Annotated in this window: 23 protein-coding genes, 1 tRNA gene and 2 pseudogenes; 18 read left to right on the forward strand and 8 right to left on the reverse strand. The window is 60.9% G+C overall.

Annotation, left to right across the window (positions count from 1 at the left end; translation table 11 throughout):
* Positions 1-2: 2 nt before the first annotated feature.
* The 12 genes from CWO91_RS02350 (at position 3) to CWO91_RS42645 (ending at position 8,612) form a co-directional block, all read left to right on the forward strand.
* A complete protein-coding gene (locus CWO91_RS02350) occupies positions 3-389 on the forward strand; it encodes a VOC family protein (protein WP_130212071.1) in 387 nt (128 codons plus the stop codon).
* Positions 390-402: 13 nt separating this feature from the next.
* Positions 403-873 (forward strand): MaoC family dehydratase, encoded by a 471-nt coding sequence (locus CWO91_RS02355; RefSeq protein WP_130212072.1) that lies wholly within the window; start codon positions 403-405, stop codon positions 871-873.
* The gene (locus tag CWO91_RS02360) at positions 870-2,096 is read left to right on the forward strand and encodes a CaiB/BaiF CoA transferase family protein (protein WP_130212073.1); all 1,227 of its coding nucleotides are present in this window, start codon (positions 870-872) and stop codon (positions 2,094-2,096) included. The genes CWO91_RS02355 and CWO91_RS02360 overlap by 4 nt, the downstream gene beginning before the upstream one ends.
* Positions 2,097-2,099: 3 nt before the next feature.
* On the forward strand, positions 2,100-2,927 hold the full coding sequence (gene aroE, locus CWO91_RS02365; protein ID WP_130212074.1) for a shikimate dehydrogenase: 828 nt from the start codon (positions 2,100-2,102) through the stop codon (positions 2,925-2,927).
* Between the two features lie 15 nt (positions 2,928-2,942).
* Positions 2,943-3,797, forward strand: coding sequence for a shikimate dehydrogenase (locus CWO91_RS02370; RefSeq protein ID WP_130212075.1), 855 nt, complete (start codon positions 2,943-2,945; stop codon positions 3,795-3,797).
* Positions 3,798-3,848: 51 nt separating this feature from the next.
* On the forward strand, positions 3,849-4,517 hold the full coding sequence (locus tag CWO91_RS02375; RefSeq protein ID WP_130212076.1) for an amino acid ABC transporter permease: 669 nt from the start codon (positions 3,849-3,851) through the stop codon (positions 4,515-4,517).
* 10 nt (positions 4,518-4,527) lie between these two features.
* Positions 4,528-5,184, forward strand: coding sequence for an amino acid ABC transporter permease (locus tag CWO91_RS02380; RefSeq protein WP_130212077.1), 657 nt, complete (start codon positions 4,528-4,530; stop codon positions 5,182-5,184).
* A gap of 55 nt (positions 5,185-5,239) precedes the next feature.
* Positions 5,240-6,067 (forward strand): transporter substrate-binding domain-containing protein, encoded by an 828-nt coding sequence (locus CWO91_RS02385; protein ID WP_130212078.1) that lies wholly within the window; start codon positions 5,240-5,242, stop codon positions 6,065-6,067.
* A gap of 59 nt (positions 6,068-6,126) precedes the next feature.
* The gene (locus CWO91_RS02390) at positions 6,127-6,873 is read left to right on the forward strand and encodes an amino acid ABC transporter ATP-binding protein (RefSeq protein ID WP_130212147.1); all 747 of its coding nucleotides are present in this window, start codon (positions 6,127-6,129) and stop codon (positions 6,871-6,873) included.
* Between the two features lie 13 nt (positions 6,874-6,886).
* Positions 6,887-7,336: a type II 3-dehydroquinate dehydratase gene (aroQ, locus tag CWO91_RS02395; protein ID WP_130212079.1), complete on the forward strand. Its 450-nt coding sequence runs from the start codon at positions 6,887-6,889 to the stop codon at positions 7,334-7,336.
* A 6-nt stretch (positions 7,337-7,342) separates the two neighbouring features.
* Positions 7,343-8,377, forward strand: a complete 1,035-nt coding sequence (locus CWO91_RS02400; RefSeq protein WP_130212080.1) for a Gfo/Idh/MocA family protein — start codon at positions 7,343-7,345, stop codon at positions 8,375-8,377.
* 129 nt (positions 8,378-8,506) lie between these two features.
* A tRNA-Ser gene (locus CWO91_RS42645) sits at positions 8,507-8,612 on the forward strand.
* A 217-nt stretch (positions 8,613-8,829) separates the two neighbouring features.
* Here CWO91_RS42645 and CWO91_RS02405 read toward each other — a convergent pair.
* Complete coding sequence (locus CWO91_RS02405) at positions 8,830-9,681, reverse strand: alpha/beta fold hydrolase (RefSeq protein WP_130212081.1); 852 nt, start codon at positions 9,679-9,681, stop codon at positions 8,830-8,832.
* Positions 9,682-9,712: 31 nt separating this feature from the next.
* Complete coding sequence (locus tag CWO91_RS02410) at positions 9,713-10,291, reverse strand: TetR/AcrR family transcriptional regulator (RefSeq protein ID WP_130212082.1); 579 nt, start codon at positions 10,289-10,291, stop codon at positions 9,713-9,715.
* A gap of 232 nt (positions 10,292-10,523) precedes the next feature.
* Between CWO91_RS02410 and CWO91_RS02415 the strand changes: the two genes are divergently transcribed.
* The 4 genes from CWO91_RS02415 to CWO91_RS02435 all read left to right on the forward strand — a co-directional run bounded on the left by CWO91_RS02415 (position 10,524) and on the right by CWO91_RS02435 (position 16,918).
* Positions 10,524-11,630, forward strand: a complete 1,107-nt coding sequence (locus CWO91_RS02415) for an efflux RND transporter periplasmic adaptor subunit (RefSeq protein WP_130212083.1) — start codon at positions 10,524-10,526, stop codon at positions 11,628-11,630.
* Positions 11,630-14,740 (forward strand): efflux RND transporter permease subunit, encoded by a 3,111-nt coding sequence (locus CWO91_RS02420; RefSeq protein ID WP_130212084.1) that lies wholly within the window; start codon positions 11,630-11,632, stop codon positions 14,738-14,740. The genes CWO91_RS02415 and CWO91_RS02420 overlap by 1 nt, the downstream gene beginning before the upstream one ends.
* A gap of 15 nt (positions 14,741-14,755) precedes the next feature.
* Positions 14,756-15,394, forward strand: a complete 639-nt coding sequence (locus CWO91_RS02425; protein ID WP_130212085.1) for a TetR/AcrR family transcriptional regulator — start codon at positions 14,756-14,758, stop codon at positions 15,392-15,394.
* 345 nt (positions 15,395-15,739) lie between these two features.
* The gene (locus tag CWO91_RS02435; RefSeq protein WP_130212087.1) at positions 15,740-16,918 is read left to right on the forward strand and encodes an MFS transporter; all 1,179 of its coding nucleotides are present in this window, start codon (positions 15,740-15,742) and stop codon (positions 16,916-16,918) included.
* A 53-nt stretch (positions 16,919-16,971) separates the two neighbouring features.
* On the opposite strand, the gene CWO91_RS02440 is transcribed toward CWO91_RS02435, so the two are convergent.
* The 3 genes and pseudogenes from CWO91_RS02440 to CWO91_RS02450 form a co-directional block, all read right to left on the reverse strand.
* Complete coding sequence (locus tag CWO91_RS02440; RefSeq protein WP_130212088.1) at positions 16,972-17,385, reverse strand: alpha/beta fold hydrolase; 414 nt, start codon at positions 17,383-17,385, stop codon at positions 16,972-16,974.
* A 112-nt stretch (positions 17,386-17,497) separates the two neighbouring features.
* Positions 17,498-17,941: a DUF2267 domain-containing protein gene (locus CWO91_RS02445; protein ID WP_130212089.1), complete on the reverse strand. Its 444-nt coding sequence runs from the start codon at positions 17,939-17,941 to the stop codon at positions 17,498-17,500.
* 324 nt (positions 17,942-18,265) lie between these two features.
* Positions 18,266-18,727, reverse strand: a pseudogene (locus CWO91_RS02450) (NuoB/complex I 20 kDa subunit family protein); the annotation flags it as partial.
* A gap of 241 nt (positions 18,728-18,968) precedes the next feature.
* Here CWO91_RS02450 and CWO91_RS02455 point away from each other — a divergent pair.
* Entirely contained in the window at positions 18,969-19,463 is a 495-nt protein-coding gene (locus tag CWO91_RS02455; protein ID WP_130212091.1) for a ferritin-like domain-containing protein, read from the forward strand.
* Between the two features lie 247 nt (positions 19,464-19,710).
* On the opposite strand, the gene CWO91_RS02460 is transcribed toward CWO91_RS02455, so the two are convergent.
* The 3 genes from CWO91_RS02460 to CWO91_RS02470 all read right to left on the reverse strand — a co-directional run bounded on the left by CWO91_RS02460 (position 19,711) and on the right by CWO91_RS02470 (position 22,306).
* Entirely contained in the window at positions 19,711-20,178 is a 468-nt protein-coding gene (locus CWO91_RS02460; protein WP_130212092.1) for a YbhB/YbcL family Raf kinase inhibitor-like protein, read from the reverse strand.
* Between the two features lie 14 nt (positions 20,179-20,192).
* On the reverse strand, positions 20,193-20,687 hold the full coding sequence (locus tag CWO91_RS02465) for a CBS domain-containing protein (protein WP_245471092.1): 495 nt from the start codon (positions 20,685-20,687) through the stop codon (positions 20,193-20,195).
* Positions 20,688-21,052: 365 nt separating this feature from the next.
* The gene (locus CWO91_RS02470) at positions 21,053-22,306 is read right to left on the reverse strand and encodes a S1C family serine protease (RefSeq protein WP_165405185.1); all 1,254 of its coding nucleotides are present in this window, start codon (positions 22,304-22,306) and stop codon (positions 21,053-21,055) included.
* Positions 22,307-22,639: 333 nt separating this feature from the next.
* On the opposite strand from CWO91_RS02470, the pseudogene CWO91_RS45370 reads away from it, so the two are divergent.
* A pseudogene (locus CWO91_RS45370) lies at positions 22,640-22,861 on the forward strand (erythromycin esterase family protein); the annotation flags it as partial.
* Positions 22,862-22,914: the final 53 nt, after the last annotated feature.

Here is a 22,914-nt window from a genome sequence, read left to right on the forward strand (position 1 = left end):
CGATGTCGTTGCCCCGCGCCTATGTCGAGCACGTTGCGATCCGCGTGCCGGACGTTGATCGTCACGTCGACTTCTTTCGTGAGGTGCTTGGTCTTGCCATTCGCGACGAGCAACCCGCCGATGGTGCGCGCCCGCGTCAGGTGTGGGTGCTCGGAAGCGTGCAACTCATCGAAGATCCGAATTTTGTCGGACCAGAGGGGCGTCTCGCCCATCTCGGCATCATGGTCGACGATTACGAAGGTGTGCTCGCCCGTGCCGCCGCGTGGGGCGCCAAGGCGTTGCCCGCCGGGCCGAACTGGCTCGAGCTGCCCGGCGGGCTCAACGTCGAAATCTTGCAAGCCAGCACAGGCGCCGTGGAAGCCGCCCTGGCGATCAATCCCCGTGCCTAGAGGAAGACGCGACATGACCGATGAGCGCTACTGGGACGATGCCAAGGTCGGTGACGAATGCGTCACCCCCTCAGTGACGGTCACCGAAGCGATGGTGAATGCCTATGCCGAACTGACGGGTGATTTTACGCCGGTCCACGTCGACGAAGAATACGCCAAGACCACACCATTCGGTACGCGCGTCGCGCACGGGCTGTTTGGTCTGTCGCTGGCCGACGGTTTGAAGACCCGTGCCGACTATCGCTTCCTTCCGGGAATGTCGCTGGGCTGGACGTGGGACTTCAAGCTACCGATCAAGCTCGGTGACATCGTGCACGTGAAGTTTCGCGTCGGTTCAATGCGCACCACGAAGCGTGATGGGTGGGGCATCGTTGTGTTGCCCTCAGAGCTCATCAATCAACGCAGCGAAGTGGTGCAGCTCGGTGAGCATCGGCTGATGATTCCGATGCGCCCGAAGACCAATTCCGCAGGAGAGCAGGCATGACCGCGCAAGACCTGCCGCTCAAAGGCATTCGCGTCATCGACTACAGCCATTTCCTGGCAGGCCCGTTCATGGGCCGTTGCCTCGCCGCGATGGGCGCGGAAGTCATCAAGGTGGAGCGTCCGAAGGAAGGCGATGCGGGCCGGGCCCATGGATATTTCAAGGACGGACAATCCGGCTACTTCCTGCAGCAGAACATGGGGAAGCAGGGGCTCTGCATCGACCTGCGCGACAAGCGCGGTCTCGACATGATGATGAAGCTGGTCGACATGGCCGACGTCTTCATTGAGAACTACCGCCCCGGCGCACTCGAACGCCTCGGGCTCGGCTACAAGGCGCTGTCGGCGCGGAATCCCAGATTGATCTACTGCTCGGTCTCCGCCTATGGCCACACCGGTCCCTATGCCGACCGTCCGGGCTTCGGCCTGATCGCGGAGGCGATGTCGGGTGCCCTGGCGCAACTGGGCACTCCCGGCGACGCGCCGCCGCTGCTGCGGATGCCACTGGCCGACATGTATACCGGCATTCACGGTGTGGCTGCCATCAATGCAGCGCTGGTCGGCCGCGCGTCGTCCGGGCGCGGCCAGCATATCGATCTGGCGCTGTACGACTGCATGGTCTCGATGCACGACTATGCGGTTCAGCGCTACTTCCTCTCCGGCGGTACTGACCTGCCGAAACAGACCGGCAGCGGACAGCCGGACTCGACCATTTACGGAGTCTTTCCGGCTAAGGACGGCAATCTTGTCATCGCTGCGCAAGTCGATGATGCGTGGCGACGATTGGCGGCGCTGATCGGAGGAAGCAGGTTGGCATCCGACGAACGCTTCACCACGCCTGCCGCGCGGAACGCCCATTATGCTGAAGCGATGGATATTGTGCGCAACTGGACGCTGTCGCAGCCGTCTCGGGATGCTTGTCTTGCAGCACTCGAGGAAGCAGGTGTGCCGTCCGCTCCCGTGCAGACCATCGAAGAGGTCGTGAAGGATCCGCAGATCCAAGCGCGTGGCATGCTGGTCGAGCAGGAGCATCCCGTCCTCGGCAAGGTGACGTTGCCGAACCTGCCCTTCCGCTTCTCCGACTGCGACACCACGGTGCGTACTCCGGCGCCACTGCTCGGCCAGGACAATCGCCGCATTGCAGAGTCGCTGGGACTGTCGGCCGAGCTTGTCGAGGCGATGGTGCGTGACGGTGTCCTCTACAACGAAGCTGCAGTGCAGGAGTGAGCCATGAGCGATCGTTATGCGGTGATTGGCAATCCGATCGGCTTCAGCAAATCACCCCTCATCCATGGCACTTTCGCCAAGATGACGGGACAGGACCTTGTCTATGAGGCGATCGAGGGCCCCCTCAACGGCTTCAGCGAACGGGTTGATCAATTCCGGACAGAGGGCGCCAAGGGGCTCAATATCACCGCCCCGTTCAAGCTCGATGCCTTCGCCTATGCAAACGAACTCTCAGAAAGCGCCAAGCGAGCAGGCGCCGCAAACTGCCTGAAGTTCGACGGCGATCGTATCATTGCCGAGAATTTCGACGGGATTGGCCTGGCGCGTGACATCACGGTCAATCTCGGCGTCAAAGTGGCCGGCCGGCGCGTCCTGATGCTCGGGGCTGGAGGAGCAGCGCGTGGCGCGCTGCTGCCGTTCCTGCGTCAGGAGCCGTCCGAGTTGGTTCTGGTCAACCGAACGCTGTCGAAAGCGGTGGCATTGGCCGAAGAGTTTGCCGGTTGTGGTCCCCTGATTGTCAGCGGCTATGCTGAACTGGCCGATCTTGCCGAGGGCTATGACGTCGTGGTCAACGCGACGTCGGCCAGCCTGCGCGGTGAAATGCCGCCGCTTCCAGGCAATGTCTTCCGCGGTGCGGAGCTGGCGTACGAACTCGCCTACGGCAAAGGGCTGACGCCCTTTCTGCAAGCGGCCCGCGCCGAAGGCGTGGCCAAGCTGGCCGACGGCGTCGGCATGCTGGTCGAGCAGGCGGCGGAAGCTTTTTCCTGGTGGCGCGGCGTTCGCCCGAGCACGGCTCAGGTCATCGCCGAACTGACTGTCCCATTGAGCTGACGGGCGATGCCGACCATGCATCCGAAATCCAGTTTTCTCGTCGGCCTGATCGGCAGCGGCATCGCGGCGTCGCGCACGCCGCCGATGCACGAAGCCGCCGCTGATGCAGCCGGCATCCGCTATCTCTACAAGAAGATCGATCTGGCCGAGTTGAAACTTGGTGCCGAAGCGCTGCCGGAATTGCTCACGGCAGCAAAGCGGATGGGCTTTGACGGGCTGAATGTGACCCATCCCTGCAAGCAGGCGATCCTTCCGCTGTTGGACGAACTTTCGCCTGACGCGCAGGCGCTTGGTGCCGTGAACACCGTGGTCGTCAGGAATGGTCGAATGACCGGCCACAACACCGACTGGTTCGGTTTCGCCGAGAACTTTCGCCGCAACATGCAAGGTGCATCACTCGGTCGCGTCGTCCAATTCGGCGCGGGCGGCGCAGGCGCGGCGGTCGCTTTCGCGCTCATGAAGCTCGGCGTGCAGGAACTGACCATCATAGACGTCAACTTGGTAAAGGCTCAGAGTTTGGTGGACGGTTTGTCCCCCCGATTTGTAGAAGGGCGCTTGAGAGCCGGCCAGGATGTCGCAGCGGCCGTGGCTGCCGCAGACGGAATTGTCAACGCGACGCCGATCGGCATGGACAAGTATCCAGGCACGCCGCTGCCGACGGCCCTGCTGCGTCCCGATCTGTGGGTCGCCGAGATCGTCTACTTCCCGATGGAAACCGCGCTGCTGCGCGCGGCGCGTGCCCTCGGCTGCCGCACCGTCGATGGCGGTGGCATGGCGATCTTCCAGGGCACTGAGGCATTTCGCCTGTTCACGGGCACCTCACCTGATCCAGACGTCTTCTTCGCGACATTTGCATCCCTGGGAGGGTGACACCCGGCCGATGGGCGAGCGGCACGCACAACGCCCGAGAGGAAACGCAAGATGGGCTACACGCTCGATTTCTCGGTGGTTTGGCATGCAATGCCCGCGCTGCTGTGGGGGTGCGTTGGTACCTTGGGCTTGGCGCTTGCCGGAATGACGCTCGCAATGATGATCGGTGTCGCGGGCGTCGCGGCACGCGATTCGAGGGCGGCGTGGTTGCGTGCTCTCGTGATCGGCTTCGTCGAGACTGTGCGTAATACACCTTTCCTGGTGCAGATCTTTTTTCTGTTCTTCGCCCTGCCGCTCGTCGGATTGAAGCTCAATCCGACAGCCACCGCCATTATCGCGCTCGGTGTCAATGGCGGCGCTTACGCCATCGAGATCATCCGCGGTGGCGTGCAGTCTATTCATAACGGACAGGTAGAAGCCGGCTACGCGCTCGGACTGCACAAAGGGCAGGTATTCCGGTTCATCGTGCTCAAGCCAGCGCTTCGCGCGATCTATCCCTCGCTCACGGGTCAGTTCATCATGCTGACGCTGACCTCGTCGATCTGCTCGGCCGTATCGGCCTACGAATTGACGTCGGTTGCGCAGCGCATCGAAAGCGACACATTCCGCAGCTTCGAGGTCTACTTCTTCGTCACTTTCCTCTACCTCGCGATCTCCTGGCTCTTGATGCTGGGCTTCGCGGTCATCTCTCACCGCTTATTCTCATATCCGACACGCTGAGGGGGAGATCATGGCACCGCATTTTGGCCTCCCTGAGTTCGGTTTCCTGTTGCGTGGGTTGCAATGGACGATGCTGCTTACGCTGGTCGCGTTTGCGGGCGGCTGCACGGCGGGGCTGGCTGTCGCATTGCTGCGCACCTGTGGTCACAAGGGCGTGGAACGGATCACCCGCATTTACATCGGGATATTCCAAGGCACTCCGTTGCTGCTGCAGCTTTTCGTCGTGTACTACGGATTGGCGCTAACCGGGCTGAAGCTCGACGCCTTCGTCGCGGTGGCGATCGGTTTCACCGTGAATGCATCCGCCTTCCTTGGTGAAATTTGGCGCGGAGCGATACAGGCGGTGCCGCGCGGCCAGACCGAGGCGGCGATGGCGCTTGGACTGCACTATTCGTCCCGCATGCGCGACATCGTGCTGCCGCAGGCGATCCGCATCTCGCTGCCGGCGACCATCGGCTATCTCGTACAGCTCATCAAGGGCACTTCGCTCGCTGCCATCGTCGGCTTCATCGAACTCGCCCGCGCCGGTCAAATCGTATCGAACCAGACCTTTCAGCCGTTGCTCGTCTTCGGCGTGGTCGGCGCGATGTACTTCATCCTCTGCTGGCCACTGTCGTGGTGGGGCAGCCGGATGGAGGCCAGGCTCGCCCTGGCCAATCAAAGGTAGGAACGGCGCACCTACCCAATCAAACACAGCCATCACCAGCAGGAGGAAACATCAGATGTCATTTTCACTCAATCGTCGCCAGCTCGGCATTGCGCTGCTGACGCTGGGGGCCATCGCTGTCGCAGGCGAATCGCAGGCGGGCACTCTGGAAGACGTGAAGAAGAAGGGCGCCGTCGTGATCGGCATTCAGGGCGACAATCCTCCTTGGGGTTATGTCGATAGCTCAGGAAAGCAGGATGGCATCGATGCCGACCTGGGGCGTGCCTTCGCTGAATATCTCGGTGTGAAGGCCGAGTTCGTTCCGCTGGCGGTGGCCAATCGTATTCCGGCGCTGACCACAGGCCGCGTCGACATTCTGTTCGCAACCATGGCTATGCTGCCCGAGCGCGCAAAGGCGGTGCAGTATTCCAAGCCGTATGTTGCCAACGAGATTACCCTTGTCGCTGCCCAGGCGACCCCGATCAACAGCAATGCCGATATGGGCAAGTACGTTATTGGCGTTCCGAGGTCCTCCACGCAGGACACCCAGGTCACCAATAGTGCTCCAGCGGGCACCGAAATCCGCAGGTTTGATGATGACGCGGCCACGATCCAGGCGCTGCTCTCCGGTCAGGTGCAGGCCGTCGGCGCAAACAGCTTCTACCCGCAGCGTCTGAATGCCGCGAAGCCGGAACTCGGGTTCGAACCCAAGCTTCACTTCACCGCTCTGTACAACGGAGCCTGCACGCGCCTGGGAGACAAGGAGTGGAACGAGACGGCCAACAAGTTCATCGACCAGATCAAGTCGAACGGCAAGTTGGCCGCCTTCTACGCCAAGTGGATGAAGGTGCCCGTGCCGACCTTCCCCGACTCCGTCCCCGGCGTTCCCTTCACCGTCCAGTAGCCACTGCGAGCGGCCGACGCGCGATCCGCGTTGGCCGCCGCCCGATAGCGGAGACCAGCATGCAGGACCAGATCCTGATCGAAATGACGGGTGTGCAGAAGTGGTACGGCGGGTACCAAGCTCTCCGCAACGTCGATCTCACCGTACGCAAGGGCGAAAAGATCGTGCTCTGCGGTCCGTCCGGTTCGGGCAAATCGACGCTGATCCGCTGCATCAACCGCCTCGAGGCGATCCAGCAAGGCAGTATCGTGGTGAACGGTCATCGGTTGGACGACAGCATCAAGGCTATCGATGTCGTGCGTCAGGACGTCGGAATGGTCTTTCAGAGCTTCAACCTTTTTCCGCATATGACGGTCCTGCAGAACTGTACGCTCGCGCCCATTCGCGCGCGCAGCATCAGCAAGACCGAGGCGGAAGCGACGGCGCGAAAATACCTCGAGCGCGTGCGCATCGGTGACCAGGCCGAGAAGTATCCGGCCCAGCTTTCGGGCGGTCAGCAACAGCGCGTCGCGATCGCGCGCGCGCTCTGCATGCAGCCCAAGGTCATGCTGTTTGATGAACCGACCTCGGCTCTCGATCCGGAAATGGTCAAGGAAGTGCTCGATACGATGATCGGCCTCGCCAACGACGGCATGACCATGATTTGCGTCACCCACGAGATGGGCTTTGCCCGCCAGGTTGCCGATCGTGTCATCTTCATGGCTGAGGGGAAGATCATCGAAGAAGGCGCGCCCGACGCTTTCTTCCGCAATCCACAGCACGCCCGCACCAAGCAGTTCCTTGGCGAGATCCTTGCCCATCACTGAACGGAGTTGTTTCATGAATCGTCTTGTCTACGTCCTCAACGGGCCAAATCTCAATTTGCTCGGCAAGCGCCAGCCCCACATCTACGGTCACGAGACGCTTGCGGACGTGGAGCGGGATTGCCGGGCGCTGGCCGGGGAGCTCGCAATGGAGATGCGCTTTCACCAGTCGAACAGGGAATACGAGCTGATCGACTGGATCCACGAGGCGCGCGAGACGGCTGCCGGTATCGTGATGAATCCCGCGGCTTTCACCCACACGTCGGTCGCCATCCTGGATGCCTTGAACACGTTCGATGGGACAGTGATCGAGGTGCATATTTCCAACGTGCACAAGCGCGAGGAATTCCGCCACCACTCGTTTGTCTCCAAACGAGCTGATGGGGTCATCGCGGGCTTCGGCACGCAGGGTTATCTGCTCGGCCTGCGTCGCGTGGCCAAGCTGCTTGACGAGAAGAATGGATAGCATCGTATGAGTGCACCTGTCCGCCTGTCGGTGATGGGAGCGGGTCTCATCGGCAAGCGACACATCGAACACATTCTCGCGCGGCCGGAGGCGATACTGTCGTCGATCGTCGATCCGATGCCGGCGGCCCGAGAGTTGGCGGTTTCGCTGAACGTGGGCTGGTTTCCGTCCTTTCAAGACATGCTATCCGAAAATCGGCCGGACGGGGTGGTTGTCGCCACCCCTAACCAGGTGCATGTGGCCAACGGCATGGATTGCATCGCTGCTGGCATTCCAGCGCTCATCGAGAAGCCGTTAGCGGATGATGTCGCCGCTGCACAGGCCCTGGTCGAAGCCTCCGAGCGGGCGGGCGTCCCGCTGCTCACCGGCCATCATCGCCGCCACAACCCGATGGTCCAGCGCGCCAAGGCGGAGATCGACAGCGGCCGGCTCGGCCCGATCGTGTCGGTGCATGGCATGTTTTGGCTGATCAAGCCGGGCGATTATTTCGATGTGGCCTGGCGTCGCGAAAAAGGGGCGGGGCCTGTTTTCTTGAATCTCATCCACGATGTCGACCTGCTGCGGTACCTGTGTGGGGATATCGTGGCGGTACAGGCTGCCCAATCCAATCGACTGCGTGGAAACGCGGTTGAAGAGACAGCGGTGATCATCCTGCACTTCGCTTCCGGCGCGCTGGGAACGGTCAATGTCTCCGACACCATCCAGTCGCCTTGGAGCTGGGAATTCACCGCTGGTGAGAACCCGGCCTACAGTCATACGCAGGAGACGTGTTACCAGATCGGCGGCACGAGGGCATCGCTGGCTCTTCCGCAACTCGATCTATGGCATCACCCAAGCGAGGCCAGCTGGTGGGCGCCGATTGAGCGCGAGCGGCTGAGTTACGAGAAAGAAGACCCGCTCGGCCTGCAGATCACAAATTTCTGCGGGGTGATCCGCGGTACAGCCGCGCCTGTCGTGAGTGGGCGCGAGGGGTTGAAGACCCTCAGAGTGATCGAGGCGATCAAACGCGCAGCGGAAACCGGAGATTTGGTGTCGGTTTGATACCGGGAGCACGGGTGTCAATGCCGGCGTATTGAGGCTGTAGCTCAAGAAAGTCGACATTTGGCGAACCCTCAAAGCGCCGCTAATAGAGCAACTAAGCATTACGATCGTGCGACGAATACCCATTTAGGGCCGGATAAGCCCAGTGGGTCGACCAGTAAGTCATTGATTGTTCTTAACCCATCGCTGACTCTTAATCAGCGGGTCCCAGGTTCGAGCCCTGGTGCGCCCACCATTTGCAAACCTGTTGTTCGATAGATTTGCCGGAACACTTGCCGAGAACAAAACGGGTTTCGTGCGACGTTGTTTAGCCGGACGTCGCACGCCGGAGTGCTCCTTTGGTTGTTCGCCTATCGATAGACGATGCAAATCCGATGGTTACGTGACATCCTACTGTACTCAAGCTTGCCAGGAGCGCTTGAGCATCGCGCGCCTGTGTTTGATTATTGCGATCATTCCGTCCCTAGAATGACGCGAGCCAGTTCCGACGGATTCTCAACAGCCGAGAAGTGGCCGGTATTCTTGAGCGTCACCATCTGCACGCCAGGGATCAGCGACTGTGTGCGCTCGCGCTCATTTGGCCGAGACCAGTCGCTGTCGCCATAGATGAGCGTTACCGGAGCCGAGATCTGCCGATAATAGTCGCGGGCCTTGCTCCAGGATCGCCAACCAGCCAGCACCTTGCGTGCGATCCGCTTGTATCCCGGGCGGTGGGCGACTTCGTCGAACTCGGCGAGCAGATCGGCCGGCAGCCTGTGGGGATCGTGATATCCCCCGCCCATGATCTTGCCGAGGATCATCTTGTTTTCGAGCGACGCATTCATCGCGCCGAGCACCGGGATCTGCAAACTTCCGATGATGAAGTTCGCGAGCCAGTTGCCGCGTCGAATCCCGTCCCCGTAGCGGGTCTCGTAGTCGTAAGGGTTGATCGCATAGACCCGCTTCACGCGCTGTGGAAGCGACGCCGCCACCGTGAGGGCCAGTGCCCCGCCGATCGACTCGCCCACGATCGTGACGTCCGAGAGATCGAACTCGTCGATGAAGCCAATGACAGCCCGCCTGAAATAGGGTTCGTCAAAGCTCGCAGTTGAATCTATTGGTGAGTGTCCGTGGCCTGGAAGGTCAATGGCGTATACCGTGTGCGATCCGGCGAGAAGGGGGGCAAGACTGCGGAAATATTCGAGCTGAGTCCGGATCGTATGTATGAGGAGCAGCGGAGGCCCGTTGCCGGTCTTTTGAAAACGTACACTCAGCGTGTCGGATATCTTGAGCAGACTTGGTTTGATGTCACTCGGGCTAAGCATTCGATCTCTCTGTGCTTTAAGGGGTGATCTTTCAAACGGCAGCGGCGTCGCGAACCTGTTCGACCGCTGCATCCAAAAGCGCCTGAGCCAGATCAGGGTCGTTGACGACGCGCGATAGCGTCACCGCGCCGACCATGGTTGAGAGAATGGCCATGGCCTTGCCGCGGGACGCCTCGCGGCCGGTCTCGGCAATGAAGCGGCCGAGCACGTCGAGATGCGCCTTGATTCCCGCTTCGAAGGCCGCTTTCACGTCGGGGCCCTGTCGGGCAGCATCTGAGCCGAGCGCCACGATCGGGCAGCCGTCCATCTTTTCTTCGCGATGGTCGCCGCTGAGATAGAACGCGATCACCGCGCCAAGCGGATCGTCCGGATTCTGCTCGGCCGCGTCCGACCATCGGTGGGATGCGCTTTCCAACGCGCGCCTGGACGCCTCTATCGCCAAATCCTCTTTTGACGCGAATTGCTTGTAGAAGGCGCCCTGGGTTAGCCCGGCCGCCTCCATCAGATCTTTGAGCCCGATGCCATCAAAGCCGCGCTCCCTGAAGAGGCGGCTCGCCACATTGATCACGGTTTGGCGGTTCTCCGCGGCCTGAATGCGACTTACTCGCATCGGCAATCCTCCATTTTAGATTACATCCGAACTCTAATATATCAGATAGAAGCTGAACGCAATCTATCAAGGGGTAAAAGAGGAGCCGTTGGGCAGGAGCTGCGGGAAGTCACCCACCGTCCAATCTCGCTTGCGGCCCGAATCACATTTTCGTTGCTTCCTCCAGTTTAGATTGCGTACGACATCTAAACTTAATATAGAGTTCGAATGTAATCTAATTCGGGAGGCGGACATGAAGATGCGGGGTTTTGCGGTTTTGGCCGGTATTTTGATCCCGGCAGGGGTGGCCACATTCGTTGCTCTCGCCATTCCAGCTAAAGAAGCCTCTACCGTGAGTGACCCGAGGCAAGAGCCGCCGATGGTCAGGCTGATTACGGCCGCGCGGGTGAGCGGATCCGAGCGCGGTTTCACGGGCACCATCGGCGCGAGGGTGGAAGGCAATCTGGGCTTTCGCGTCGCCGGTAAGATTGTCGAACGGCTCGTGAATATCGGTGAGCAGGTCAAGTCCGGGCAGCCGCTGATGCGGATTGATGAAACCGACCTGCGCCTTGCGCTTACGGCGAAGCGCAACGCAGTCGCCGCAGCGCGCGCAACGGTCGTTCAGACGGATGCGGATGAGCGGCGATACGCCAACCTGGTCAACGACGGGTGGACGTCCCGGCAACGCTACGAGCAGGCGAAGGCCGCGTCGGATACAGCCAAAGCGCAGCTCGCCGCGGCCGAAGCCGAAGCAGGGGTCGCCGAGAACCAAGCAACTTACTCCGTGCTGGTGGCGGATGCGGACGGAACGGTCACCCAAACGCTTGGCGAGCCCGGACAAGTGGTCTCCGCCGGCCAGACCGTGGTTCGGCTTGCACAGGCCGGTCCTCGCGAAGCCGTGGTGACGCTTCCCGAAACGATCCGGCCGGCGATCGGCTCGCTCGCCGAGGCAAGCCTGTATGGGAATGATGGACACCGCTATACGGCGCATCTCCGGCAGTTGTCGGATTCCGCCGACGCCCAAACCCGCACCTACGAAGCTCGCTATGTGCTCGACGGTGAGGCTGCGGTAGCACCGCTTGGGGCGACGGTCACTATTCGGCTTGCAAGCCAGGAGGCCAAGCCGGAAGTCCAGGTCCCGCTGGGAGCCGTGCTTGATAACGGCAGAATGACAGGCGTTTGGGTGTTCGACAGCGCCACCTCGACCGTACGCTTTCAGTCCATCAAGCTCCTGCGAGTGACCAGCGAAACGGCCGTTATTTCTGGATCGAATTCCGGTGACCAAATTGTTTCCCTCGGTGCTCACCTCCTACACGAGGGCGCGCGCGTCAGGACTGCCTCTGAAAGCAGGAGCAACTGATGAGCTTCAATCTTTCCGCGCTGGCCGTTCGCGAGCGGGCCGTAACCTTCTTCTTCATCCTCCTGCTGGCGGCCGCGGGTGCCTACGCCTTCGTCATGCTCGGGCGGGCCGAGGACCCGTCCTTCACCATCAAGACACTGACGGTGACCACGGTATGGCCGGGCGCGACGGCGCGCGAGATGCAGGACCAGGTCGCCGAACCCCTGGAGAAGCGGATTCAGGAGCTGACCTGGTACGACCGGGTGGAGACGACCACGCGGCCCGGTTATGCGTACATGACGGTGACGCTGAAGGACAGCACGCCGCCATCGAGCGTGCAGGAGGAGTTTTATCAGGCCCGCAAGAAGCTGGGGGATGAAGCCCGCAAGCTGCCCTCTGGCGTGCTCGGCCCCTTCGTCAACGACGAATATTCAGACGTGAGCTTCGCCCTTTATGCCCTCAAAGCCAAGGGCATGCCGATGCGCGAGCTCGCCAGGCAAGCCGAGACCGTTCGTCAGGATCTCCTGCATGTGCCCGGCGTCAAGAAGATCAACATTCTCGGTGAGCGTCCTGAACAGATCTTCATCGAGTTTTCCTATGCCAAACTGACGACCCTCGGCGTATCGGCACAAGATATCGTTGCCGCCTTGCAGCGGCAGAACACGGTCACTCCAGCAGGATCGATCGACACCAGGGGGCCGCAGGTCTTCATCCGGGTCGATGGCGCTTATGATAGCGTTCAGGCGATCGCCGACACCCCGATCGTCGCTGCGGGGCGGACGCTGAAACTCTCCGACATCGCGGAAGTCCGCCGCGGTTACGAGGATCCTCCCACCTACCTCATCCGACATCAGGGCGAGCCCGCTGTGATGCTCGCTGCGGTTATGCAAGAGGGCTGGGATGGCCTCGCGCTCGGCAAGGCGCTGGAAGCGAGGTCCGCAGCTATCTCTCGCACGCTCCCACTCGGGATGACGCTGGCCAAGGTCAGCGACCAGGCCGTCAACATCACCTCGGCGGTTGACGAATTCATGATGAAGTTTGCGATGGCGCTCGGCGTGGTGCTGCTGGTGAGCCTGCTCAGCCTCGGCTGGCGCGTTGGCATCGTTGTCGCGGCTGCCGTCCCTTTGACGCTTGCCGTCGTGTTCCTCATCATGTTGGAGACCGGACGGTTCTTCGACCGGATCACGCTCGGCGCTCTCATCCTGGCGCTTGGTCTTCTCGTCGACGATGCCATCATCGCCATCGAGGTGATGGTGGTGAAAATGGAAGAGGGCATGGATCGCCTGTCGGCGGCGGCTTATGCGTGGAGTCACACGGCGGCGCCGATGCTGTCCGGAACACTCGTAACGGTCGCCGGTTTCCTGCCGGTGGGCTTCGCCCGCTCGACGGCCGGCGAATACGCCGGCAACATCTTCTGGGTGGTGGGCTTTGCCCTCATCGTCTCCTGGATCGTCGCGGTGGTCTTCACGCCCTATCTTGGCGTCAAGATGCTGCCCGCGATCAAGCCCGTCGCAGGCGGTCACCACGCGATCTACGACACACCGAACTATCGGCGCCTGCGAGGGCTGATCACCTTCGCAGTCCGCCACAAATTCGTGACCAGCGCCATCGTCGCGGTCGCCTTCGTGCTTGCCGGGGCCGGCATGGGCGCCGTCAAACAGCAGTTCTTCCCGACCTCCGACCGCCCGGAAGTGCTGGTGGAGGTCCGTCTGCCGGAAGGCACCAGCATCGAGACGACGACCGCTACAGTCGAGAAGCTCGAACACTGGCTTGATCACCAGTCCGAGGCCAAAATCATCACGAGCTATGTCGGTCAGGGGGCGCCGCGCTTCTTCTTCGCGATGGCGCCGGAGCTGCCCGATCCCGCCTTCGCCAAGATCGTCGTACTGACACCGGACGCAGAGGCCCGCGAGGCTTTGAAGCACCGGCTCCGAGAAGCGGTATCACAGGGCCTTGCGGCTGAGGCCAATGTGCGCGTCACTCAGCTCGTTTTCGGACCCTATACGCCTTTCCCCGTGGAGTTTCGGGTGATGGGCCCCGATCCGGCGCAATTGTACGATATTTCTCAAAAGGCCCTCGGTGTCATGCGTGGCGTTCCCGACGTACGGCAGGCGAATCGCGACTGGGGTAACCGCACGCCCGTGCTCCGCTTCATCCCGGATCAGGATCGACTGAACCTCATCGGACTTTCGCCAGCCGAGGTGGGCCGGCAGCTCCAGTTCCTGCTTACAGGCATCACGGTTACGCAGGTCCGCGAAGATATCCGCAATGTCCCCATCGTGGCGCGCAGCGCCGGCGGCGAGCGGCTGGATCCGGCGCGTCTGGCGGATTTCTCGTTGACGAGCCGGGATGGCCGCTCGATCCCGCTCGACCAGGTCGGTCACTCGGAAGTCCGACTTGAAGAGCCGATTCTGAAGCGCCGTGATCGCACACCGGTCGTCACGATCCGCTCGGACATTAATGAGGCGACCCAACCTCCGGAGGTTTCCAAGGAGATCAAGACGGCCCTTCAGCCGCTTATCGCATCCCTTCCGGCCGGCTATCGTATCGAGTTGGGCGGATCGATCGAGGAGGCAACCAAGGCCAATGACGCGCTGACGACGATCTTTCCCGCCATGATAGCCGCCATGTTGATCGTCGTCATGCTGCAGGTGCGATCGTTCTCGACGATGGCGATGGTCATGCTAACGGCTCCGCTGGGCTTGGTCGGCGTCGTGCCGATGTTGCTCACCTTCAATCAACCGTTCGGATTCAACGCGATTCTGGGCCTGATAGGCCTGGCCGGCATCCTGATGCGCAATACTCTGATCCTGACCGAACAAATCAAGGAGAACCGCGCCGCCGGCCTTGATGACTATCACGCCGTCATCGAGGCCACGGTGCAACGTACGAGGCCGGTGATCCTGACCGCGCTTGCTGCGGTGCTGGCCTTCATTCCTCTAACTCACTCAGTCTTCTGGGGATCGATGGCCTATACGCTGATCGGCGGCACGGCGATCGGAACGGTCCTGATTCTGCTGTTCCTTCCTGCGCTTTATGCCGCCTGGTTTCGGATCAAGCCGACCGCAGATGACATCCACGAGGTTTCGCGCGAGAAGCCCGAATTGCGACCAGCATTGGCTGCCGAGTAGGGCTCCGTCAGATCCATGAATCGTCCGATCCGAGCGGGAAATGATTCAGACGAGGTGCGCGCGCGCATTCTGGAGGTGGCCGAGGAGCGCTTTCGTAGCGTCGGTTACCACAGGACGTCGGTGGCCGACATCGCCGCCAAACTCGGCATGAGCCCGGCGAATGTCTACCGTTTCTTTCCCTCCAGGAATGCGATCAACGAATCCATCTGCGGCCGGCTTGTGAACGAGATCGCGGAAATTGCCTTTGCGATCGCCCGCACGAACGGGCCGGCCACGGAGAAACTCGACCAACTCCTGACCGCCATTCACAGCCATACTAAGATGACGCTGGTCAAGGAAAGGTACATGCATGACTTGATTGCCACTGCCACGCGGGAGAACTGGGCGATCGCCAAAGCGCATATTGAGAGGATGGTAGCGATCGTGGAGGCGATCATACGCGAGGGCATCGAATCCGGCGAATTCCAGGTTGAAGATGCCGCGGAAGCCGCACGAGCGGTCAGGTTGGCGTTCATGCCATTCTTCCATCCGATTCTGATCAAGCACTGTGTTCAACAGCGCGGCGACATGGAGACAGACATGCGCGGCCAGATTCGCTTTATCCTGAAGGCGCTCGGCAAGTCTGACCAAGCAGTCTGCCGTATTCGGGCATGATGCATTCACGCGCCGGCCGCGAGAGGTGGGACGCTCTTCCCCCCGGAATAAACGTTTCTGATCCAAGAGTTCATCCTGACCCGTCAGCGATCGTAGATTGAGGATGCCGTTCTGGAACAAAGTCCCGCCTGGGCGTTGTTTTGGTATGGTTCGTGAAGGCCCAGCAGAGCCGCCCCCTCCGCCCAAGGAGCCCTATCCGGCAGAGAAGGCAAGGGGCGGAGAGATCATTCTTCGCACGCCGGCGAGAAGAGCGATCTTCTTGGCCGGGCTTATCGGTGCCCTGGTGCTGGCGGTATTCTTCTTCGTTTTGGCCCGCTAGGTGCCGAGATCGGCGGAGAGTAGCGGATGGCGCAGTCCCGAAAGGCTGGTGGCGGCTCGCCCGCGTTTCTCTTCGTGATGACGACGGGTATTGTCAACCTGTTCGGGGATATCACCTACGAAGGCGGCGCCAGCATCAACGGGCCCTTCATGGCGACGCTGGGTGCGAGCGCGGCCGTCGTCAGCGTCACGGCGGGGCTGGGTGAGTTTCTCGGCTATGCCTTGCGTCTGCCCGCCGGCTACGCAGCGGACCGCACCGGCCGCTATTGGCTGATCACAATCATCGGCTACGTGATCAATCTCTTCGCGGTGCCGGCAATGGCCCTCGCCGGGAGCTGGCAGTTGGCCGCCGCTCTCGTTCTCGCCGAGCGGATAGGGCGGGCGCTGCGGAAGCCCACGATCGAAGCCATGCTCTCCTACACGACGGGTGAGCTCGGCAAAGGGTGGGTCTACGCGCTGAACACCGCGCTCGACGAGATCGGCGCGACCTTGGGGCCGCTTATCGTTGCGCTGGTGCTCCTGCTGAAGGGCGATTTCAGGACGGGCTACGCCTTCCTGACGATCTCGGCCGCGGCGGCGCTCATCGCGCTGGTGGTCGCCCGGGTGAACTTCCCGACGCCATCGCGCCTGGAACACGGCCGCACGGCACCGGCTAGGAACTTCTCCAAAGCCTATTGGCTGTACATGCTGGCCGGCGCGCTGTTTGCGTCCGGGCTGATGAGCTTCGAACTGATCTCCTACCATCTATCCAAGGCGAAGATTGCCTCCGAGCAGTGGATCCCCGTGATGCTTGCGATCTCGACGGCATTCGGCGTTCTTGCGAACCTGGCCTTCGGAAAGATCTATGATCGCATCGGGCTTCCCATCGTGATCGTCGCGGTGTGCATCGCGGCCGCGTTCTCGCCATTCGTGTTCTTGGGTGGCTTCTGGCTGGTGCTGTTCGGCATGCTGCTCTGGGGCGCCGGCTACGCTATTCAGGACACGCTGCTCAAGGCGATCGTTGCGGAGGTGCTTCCCGAAGGAAAGCGAAACTTCGCGTTCGGGCGGTACTATGCGGGCTACGGCGTTGGGTGGCTCGTCGGAAGTATCGCGACCGGCCTGCTGTACGAGAACTCGCGAGCCGAATTGATCACGTTCTCGATCGTGATGCAGCTCGCCTCCGTACCGGTGTTTATAGTGGCGGAACGGCAGGGGCGCCCAGGCTGATGCTTCTCCGAAAGGGCTCGTGCTCCGTGTCCAGTTATCGAGGATGGTGTCTCCTAGGCGGTGCTGTTTCCGTAGACGATGTTCTGGATCGCATCTACGAACGCCTTCGGTGCTTCGCGAGGGACGAAGTGACCGACACCAGGAAGTAAGTGACGCTCATAACGGCTGGTCAAATATTGCTCTCTGTTCTCAGAGGTGATCGGAAGATTGTCCCGGTCCTCGGCCCCCTGAAGCATGATGGTCGGCACGCCGATCGCGGGCGGCTCCGCCAGACGACGCTCCACCCCGCAATCGCGCCGCTTCGCATCGTGGACTCGCGCAGGAAGACGGCGGGACTTGATCAGCTGTTTGCCGCTGGCGACGGATGCTGGGATCGCGCGAATTTCTTGGTACCGGCCGGCGATGCGTGTGCTCGTGGAGAGGGCGTCCTGGTGTTGTCCGTCACGTCCGAGATCGGACGAATTCACGATTCGACCAAGTCCGGTCGTCTGGGACGAGAAGGGCGATAACCTCTCTGCTGTCACCGCGCTCAATGTGGTCGACGACGGCGAGTTTCGGGAGGTGGCGGAGTTTCCTCGTTCAGGCTGCTGACGACCTTTGCGCCGGCCACAATGATCGGATCTCCTCGGGCAGCGAGTGTTGCACCTTCTCTATCTGATTGGGATCGACATGGTGACTTAGCACGCGGAACACTGCGCGCGCCGCATCAACGGTATCGACCGGTTTCCCCGACTTCATCTGTGCCGATACGAGCGCAATAAATTCATCCACCGACCTCCAGGTCTGTGGCGTGTCGCTCGGACGCCACTGTTCGAAATAGGTGCCGCGCACCAAGAGCGGTAGTTGCGCCCCAAGGTGAACGGCGAGGTTGAGCGGAACGCGATCACGGACGGTCCGTAGTACCGCCCCCAAGACGTGCCACGCCAATTGTCTGTCGCGCGGCAGTGTCGTCATGATCTCATCCAGCCAGACGTTCGTCAGGTGGATCGTTCTGTCGAATACATCGAGACCTGTGGCGCTCATGGGATCACTCCATCGCTGGTTTGCGAAGGCAATAGAGCGTCCGCGGATACGTTCCAAAAAGGTTCAGCCAGAGTCGAAGCTGTGATTTGGCTCCGCCTTTCGGGATCTTCTCCGCCAACAACCACCACTCCGGGATGGTTCGCAAGGGAACAGACATTCAGGGATTCACATTTGGTTGTGCTGTGCCTCGAATGCATCTCACGAGCATGATTATCCTTGCGGCATTGGGTCTGGGAGGCTCCAAGGAATATTTTCTGCATGTGCGGACGCACCTGCTGAAGTGCCGTGCCGGACTCATCCGGTTCGGTCCGACGACTCGTCGAGTCACCGCTCGATCGTTCCGGTTCGCCGAATCTTCTTCTGAAGGAGCACGAGTCCGTAGAGCAGGGCTTCAGCCGTCGGAGGGCAGCCGGGCACATAGATGTCAACGGGCACGATACGGTCGCAGCCGCGCACGACCGAGTACGAATAGTGATAGTAGCCGCCCCCGTTGGCGCACGATCCCATCGAGATGACGTAGCGCGGCTCCGGCATCTGGTCATAGACTTTGCGCAGGGCTGGCGCCATTTTGTTGCAGAGTGTGCCCGAGACGATCATGACGTCAGACTGCCTTGGCGATGCGCGCGGAGCGGCACCAAATCGTTCAATGTCGTACCGCGGCATCGACACCTGCATCTGCTCGATCGCACAGCATGCGAGCCCAAATGTCATCCACATCAGAGAACCCGATCGCGCCCATGTGATGAGGTCGTCGAGCGGAGCCACGAAGTAGCCACGGTCACCGAGATGGTCCTGGACATTGTCGAAGGGAACGTTTTCGGGATGATTCATGGCGATATCGCCTCGCAAACCCTGCCCGATGCTGCAAGCGCTGCTCCGTCTCGGTGTTCCTAATTCTCCTCCGTCTTCATCGACTTCAAGCTCAAAGTTTTTTGGCAGCTCGGCCGGAGGAACAGTCTGGCGGATAGGTGGTTGACGGCCAAATCTGGAACTCGGTCATCCTAAACCCAAGCCATAGGCGGACATCATGAGAATCGAAAACTTCAAAGATATGTACATCGCCGAGCTGCAGGAACTCGTCAGCATGGAGGACCAGCTTGGTGATGCGCTCAAACGATTGGCCGAGATGGCGGTGCATCCCTCCCTGAAAATTGCCCTGGCTGACCATCAGCAAGACACCGTGCAACAAGGCCAGCGGCTTCAGATCATCCTGCGGAGACATGGAGCAAACGCACGTGTGCACACCGATCAGGCGGTCGAGTCCTTGATCAAAGAGACTGCGAAGATGATGAAAATGGTGACGCAGGATGACTTGCGCGACGCCGCTATGATCGCCTCCGTCCAGAAGCTGAAACATTACGAGATTGCCGCCTATGGCAGCGCAGCCGCTCTTGCCGGGCAGCTCGAGTTCAGGGAAGACCAGAACATCCTGCACGAGAGCCTGGAGGAGGAGAAGGCGACCGACGCCCTGCTGACGACGCTTGCGAAGAGCGAAGTCAACTCCGACGCTCTTGCGGCCTGATCGGAAGTCGCTTCGGTCGCTGCATTTCGCCCGGGAGCCGCCGATCAAAAAAGACCCCGCCGGTTACCGAGGTAACCTGACGGGGCTGTGAACGAATCTTGGGTTTGGTCTATCCGTAGCTTGCGCTCTGGCCTCGCCATTCCATCGATCGCTCACTGAATTACCAACCGATGACTTCCGTGGACGTTCCGGACGGCGGCTATTTTTAATGTTCCAGGTTCCTGCATTGGCGTGGACTGGCCAAGGCTCAGCGGCTGTAGGTGCCGACGAGCTCGGCCTGTCCGAGCAGGTGCGTCTGGGCCGCCTTCCAGATATCGCCGACCGCGAGTTTGGGGGCCTGCGAGAGCGCTTCAACGTCGAGCGCCGCAAGCTTGAAATGATAGTGATGCGTCCCGTGACCTCTGGGCGGTGCAGGTCCGTGGTAGTTTGGCTCGCCGAAATCGTTGACACCTTTGCCGATGTCCTCCGCTTTCGCCTTACGGCCGCCAACACCTTCCGGCAGGACGGTACGCTCGCCCATGATGTTATAGAGTCCCCAATGGCGGAAAGTACCCGAGGGTGCATCCGGATCTTCGACGACGAGTGCGAAGCTCTTGGTGCCCGGCGGTGGATCTGACCATTGCAGGGGCGGGGAGAAGTTCTCGCCATCCGCAGTATATTTGGCCGGTATGCGCTCGCCGTCGCGGAACGCAGGGCTCGTCAAGCTGAATGCCATTGCGGCCTCCTTTGCTAGTTGCTGTGCATCTGGCGACGTTCCTGGTCGGTCGCCTCCGAGTTACCTTGCAGAGCATCCTGTGCGGCGCCAACTTCGCAGCGGCCGAGATCGGCCAGTGCGACCACTCCGACCAGCCGCTTGTCGCGATTGAGGACAGGAAGCCGCCGCACCTGGTGCTTTGCCATGATTTGCGCGGCAGCTTGGGCGTCATCATCCTCGAAGCAGTAGCTGATTCCCTTCGACATCACCTCGCGCACTGCGATGTTCCCGGGCGCGCGATCGGTTGCGACGCCGCGCATGACGATGTCACGGTCCGTCACCATCCCGATCAGACGACCATGCTCGCCGACCGGCAATGAACCAATGTTGTCGGCGCGCATCCGGCGTGCGATGTCTCGAACCGTCATGTTGGGATCTGCGATCGCTACGTTTCGCTGCATGATCTGCTGGACTTGCATAGGCGTTCTCCTGAACAAAGGATTGCCGTCTTCTGCCCAACGACAGGTCAAGGCAAAGGTTTCTGCCGTTCCGGTAGACCGATCCGCGAAAACCCCGCACCGGCGTAGGTCTTCCCGCTCAGGTTCCGGCCCAGAAGATGGCGTTGAAGAAATTCGACCTCGTCAGCGACCACCGCCTCGTGAGGCGGCCCATCGTAAATATCGAAATGATCGATGCCCGGATAAATGCGGAGTTCACCTCTCGAGAGCCCCGCGCGCCGCCTCGATTGCAGGCCCCGGCTTGTCAACCTGATCGTCTGCGGCGACGCAAACCAGCCAGGGGCAATGAAGCGAGGCGCTGTGTTGGATCGGCCTATTGGTGGACCCAGAAGCCACGCCGCCGAGACGCGGTTCCGCCCCGAAGACACGATGTTGGACTACTTCGCCTTGCCCGACTGGGACTGCTGAGGCTCATGCGGGAGTTGATCCAGCGTCACGTTCAATGAGCTTTGGTTCCCGGCGCGAACCATCGCGAGCTGAACTGTAGAGCCGGGCGCCATCGCGTGAACCTTCTTCGTCAATTCGGTGGCGCTCTTGATCGACTCTCCGTCCACGGACGTAACTACGTCGCCGCTTCGCAAACCGGCCTTCGCCGCGGGACCATTCTGTTGAACGTTGGCGACGATCGCACCATGAAGATTGTCGGCACCGAGACTATCGGCAATCTCGGGAGTCACTGATTGGACTTCGGCACCCATCGACCCCCGCGTTACGGTACCTTTTTCCTTCAATTGGGGGATCACTGATCGGACGGTGTCGGCAGGGATCGCGAAGGCAACCCCGGACCATCCACCGGACAGCGAGAAGATCATGCTGTTCACACCGATGACATCGCCGTTGGTGTTAAGGCTTGGTCCGCCGGAATCTCCGCTGTTGATCGGTGCATCGATCTGAAGGAAACCCTCGCTCGGACCATTCTCGATTTCGCGTTCGCGAGCCGAGATAATCCCCGCCGTGACCGTACCTCCAAGCCCGAATGGATTGCCAACGGTGAGCACCCAGTCGCCGACGCGTGGCGATTGTTCCGCTATTTTCACGTAGCCAAAGTCCGTTCGTCCTTCAACCTTGATCAAGGCAAGGTCGCTGAGTGAATCCCGTCCTACCACCTTTGCTGAGTAGGTCTTCTTGTCGCTCGTGAGAATCGCAGCCGTGTCGTTGTCCCTCACGACGTGGCTGTTGGTCACGGCGTAGCCGTCCGGAGAGATGAAAAATCCTGATCCCATCGCGATCGATTGGCGCGCATTCGAGCCATTTCTCGGGTCCAGGCCATTCGGTCCAGGAGATCCCTTGCCGGGATGGTCTTCGGGAGCGTCCTCGTCGGGTACATCGTCGAACGGTGGGGCTGGCATCAGTTGCCTGGATCCGGCAGATCGAGAGATGACGCCGATAACAGCGGGTTGAACTCTCTCAGCGACGTCGGCAAGGCTATTTGGCCCATTGGGCGGCGCGACATCTCGAATTAAGTGAATCGCGCCCTCAGGGCTGACTGCGGGATTGGAGCCGTGGTGCGTGGAGATCGGCTGGGCAACGGCCGCGCTGATTGTCGCTAGTGCCGCCACGGCCGCGCCGCAATTGGCCGTTGCTCGATGGTAACGCAAGTTCAGCGCTCGAAACGCTATTTCGACTTTCATTCGTGTTCCCATTGTGTGTGGCACCTGTCTCGCCGGCCGCGCTTCGAAGCTTGCCACCAAGATGTTGGTCCGGGCCGAACGTCCAAACGGCAATTCTTCTTGTGTGTCGACTTGTGTGTCGACAGCCACGGCCCGGCCGGTGGCTTGTCGCGATCGAGGGCGGCAGGACGTTGCATGTGGTGCTTGGTCATGATCTGCGCCGCAGCTTGAGCGTCTTCAAGCAAAAGCCAGCCCCTCCGTCATGACCACGCGAACCGTGGTATTCCCAACAAGAAGTCGGCGTAAAGGTTTCCATGGGCCGTTGGGAACAGTCCATCGCGGCCCGAGTTTCCGATGGACCGAGCGGCTCGCCGGTTCCGCTTGCTTGACTTTTACAGTCTCGGCCGGTCCATCGCCGCCGTGATCGATTATCTTGAGAAGGTTGATCCTGTACGCGCCCGTGCGGCGCGGCAACGCTACGGCTGTCTGACTCCCTGGCAGTCCGACCCGGCCGCCTTTCTCGCCGGTCGCGCCGATTGCGAGAATGCGGTTGCCGAGCAGTTGCGCGAGTTCCTGGAGAAGCGGCTTGCCGATGGTGTAGCGGAAGGGGAGGCATTTCTTCAATGCGA

Source organism: Bradyrhizobium genosp. SA-3 (genome assembly GCF_004212635.1).
GTDB lineage: Bacteria > Pseudomonadota > Alphaproteobacteria > Rhizobiales > Xanthobacteraceae > Bradyrhizobium.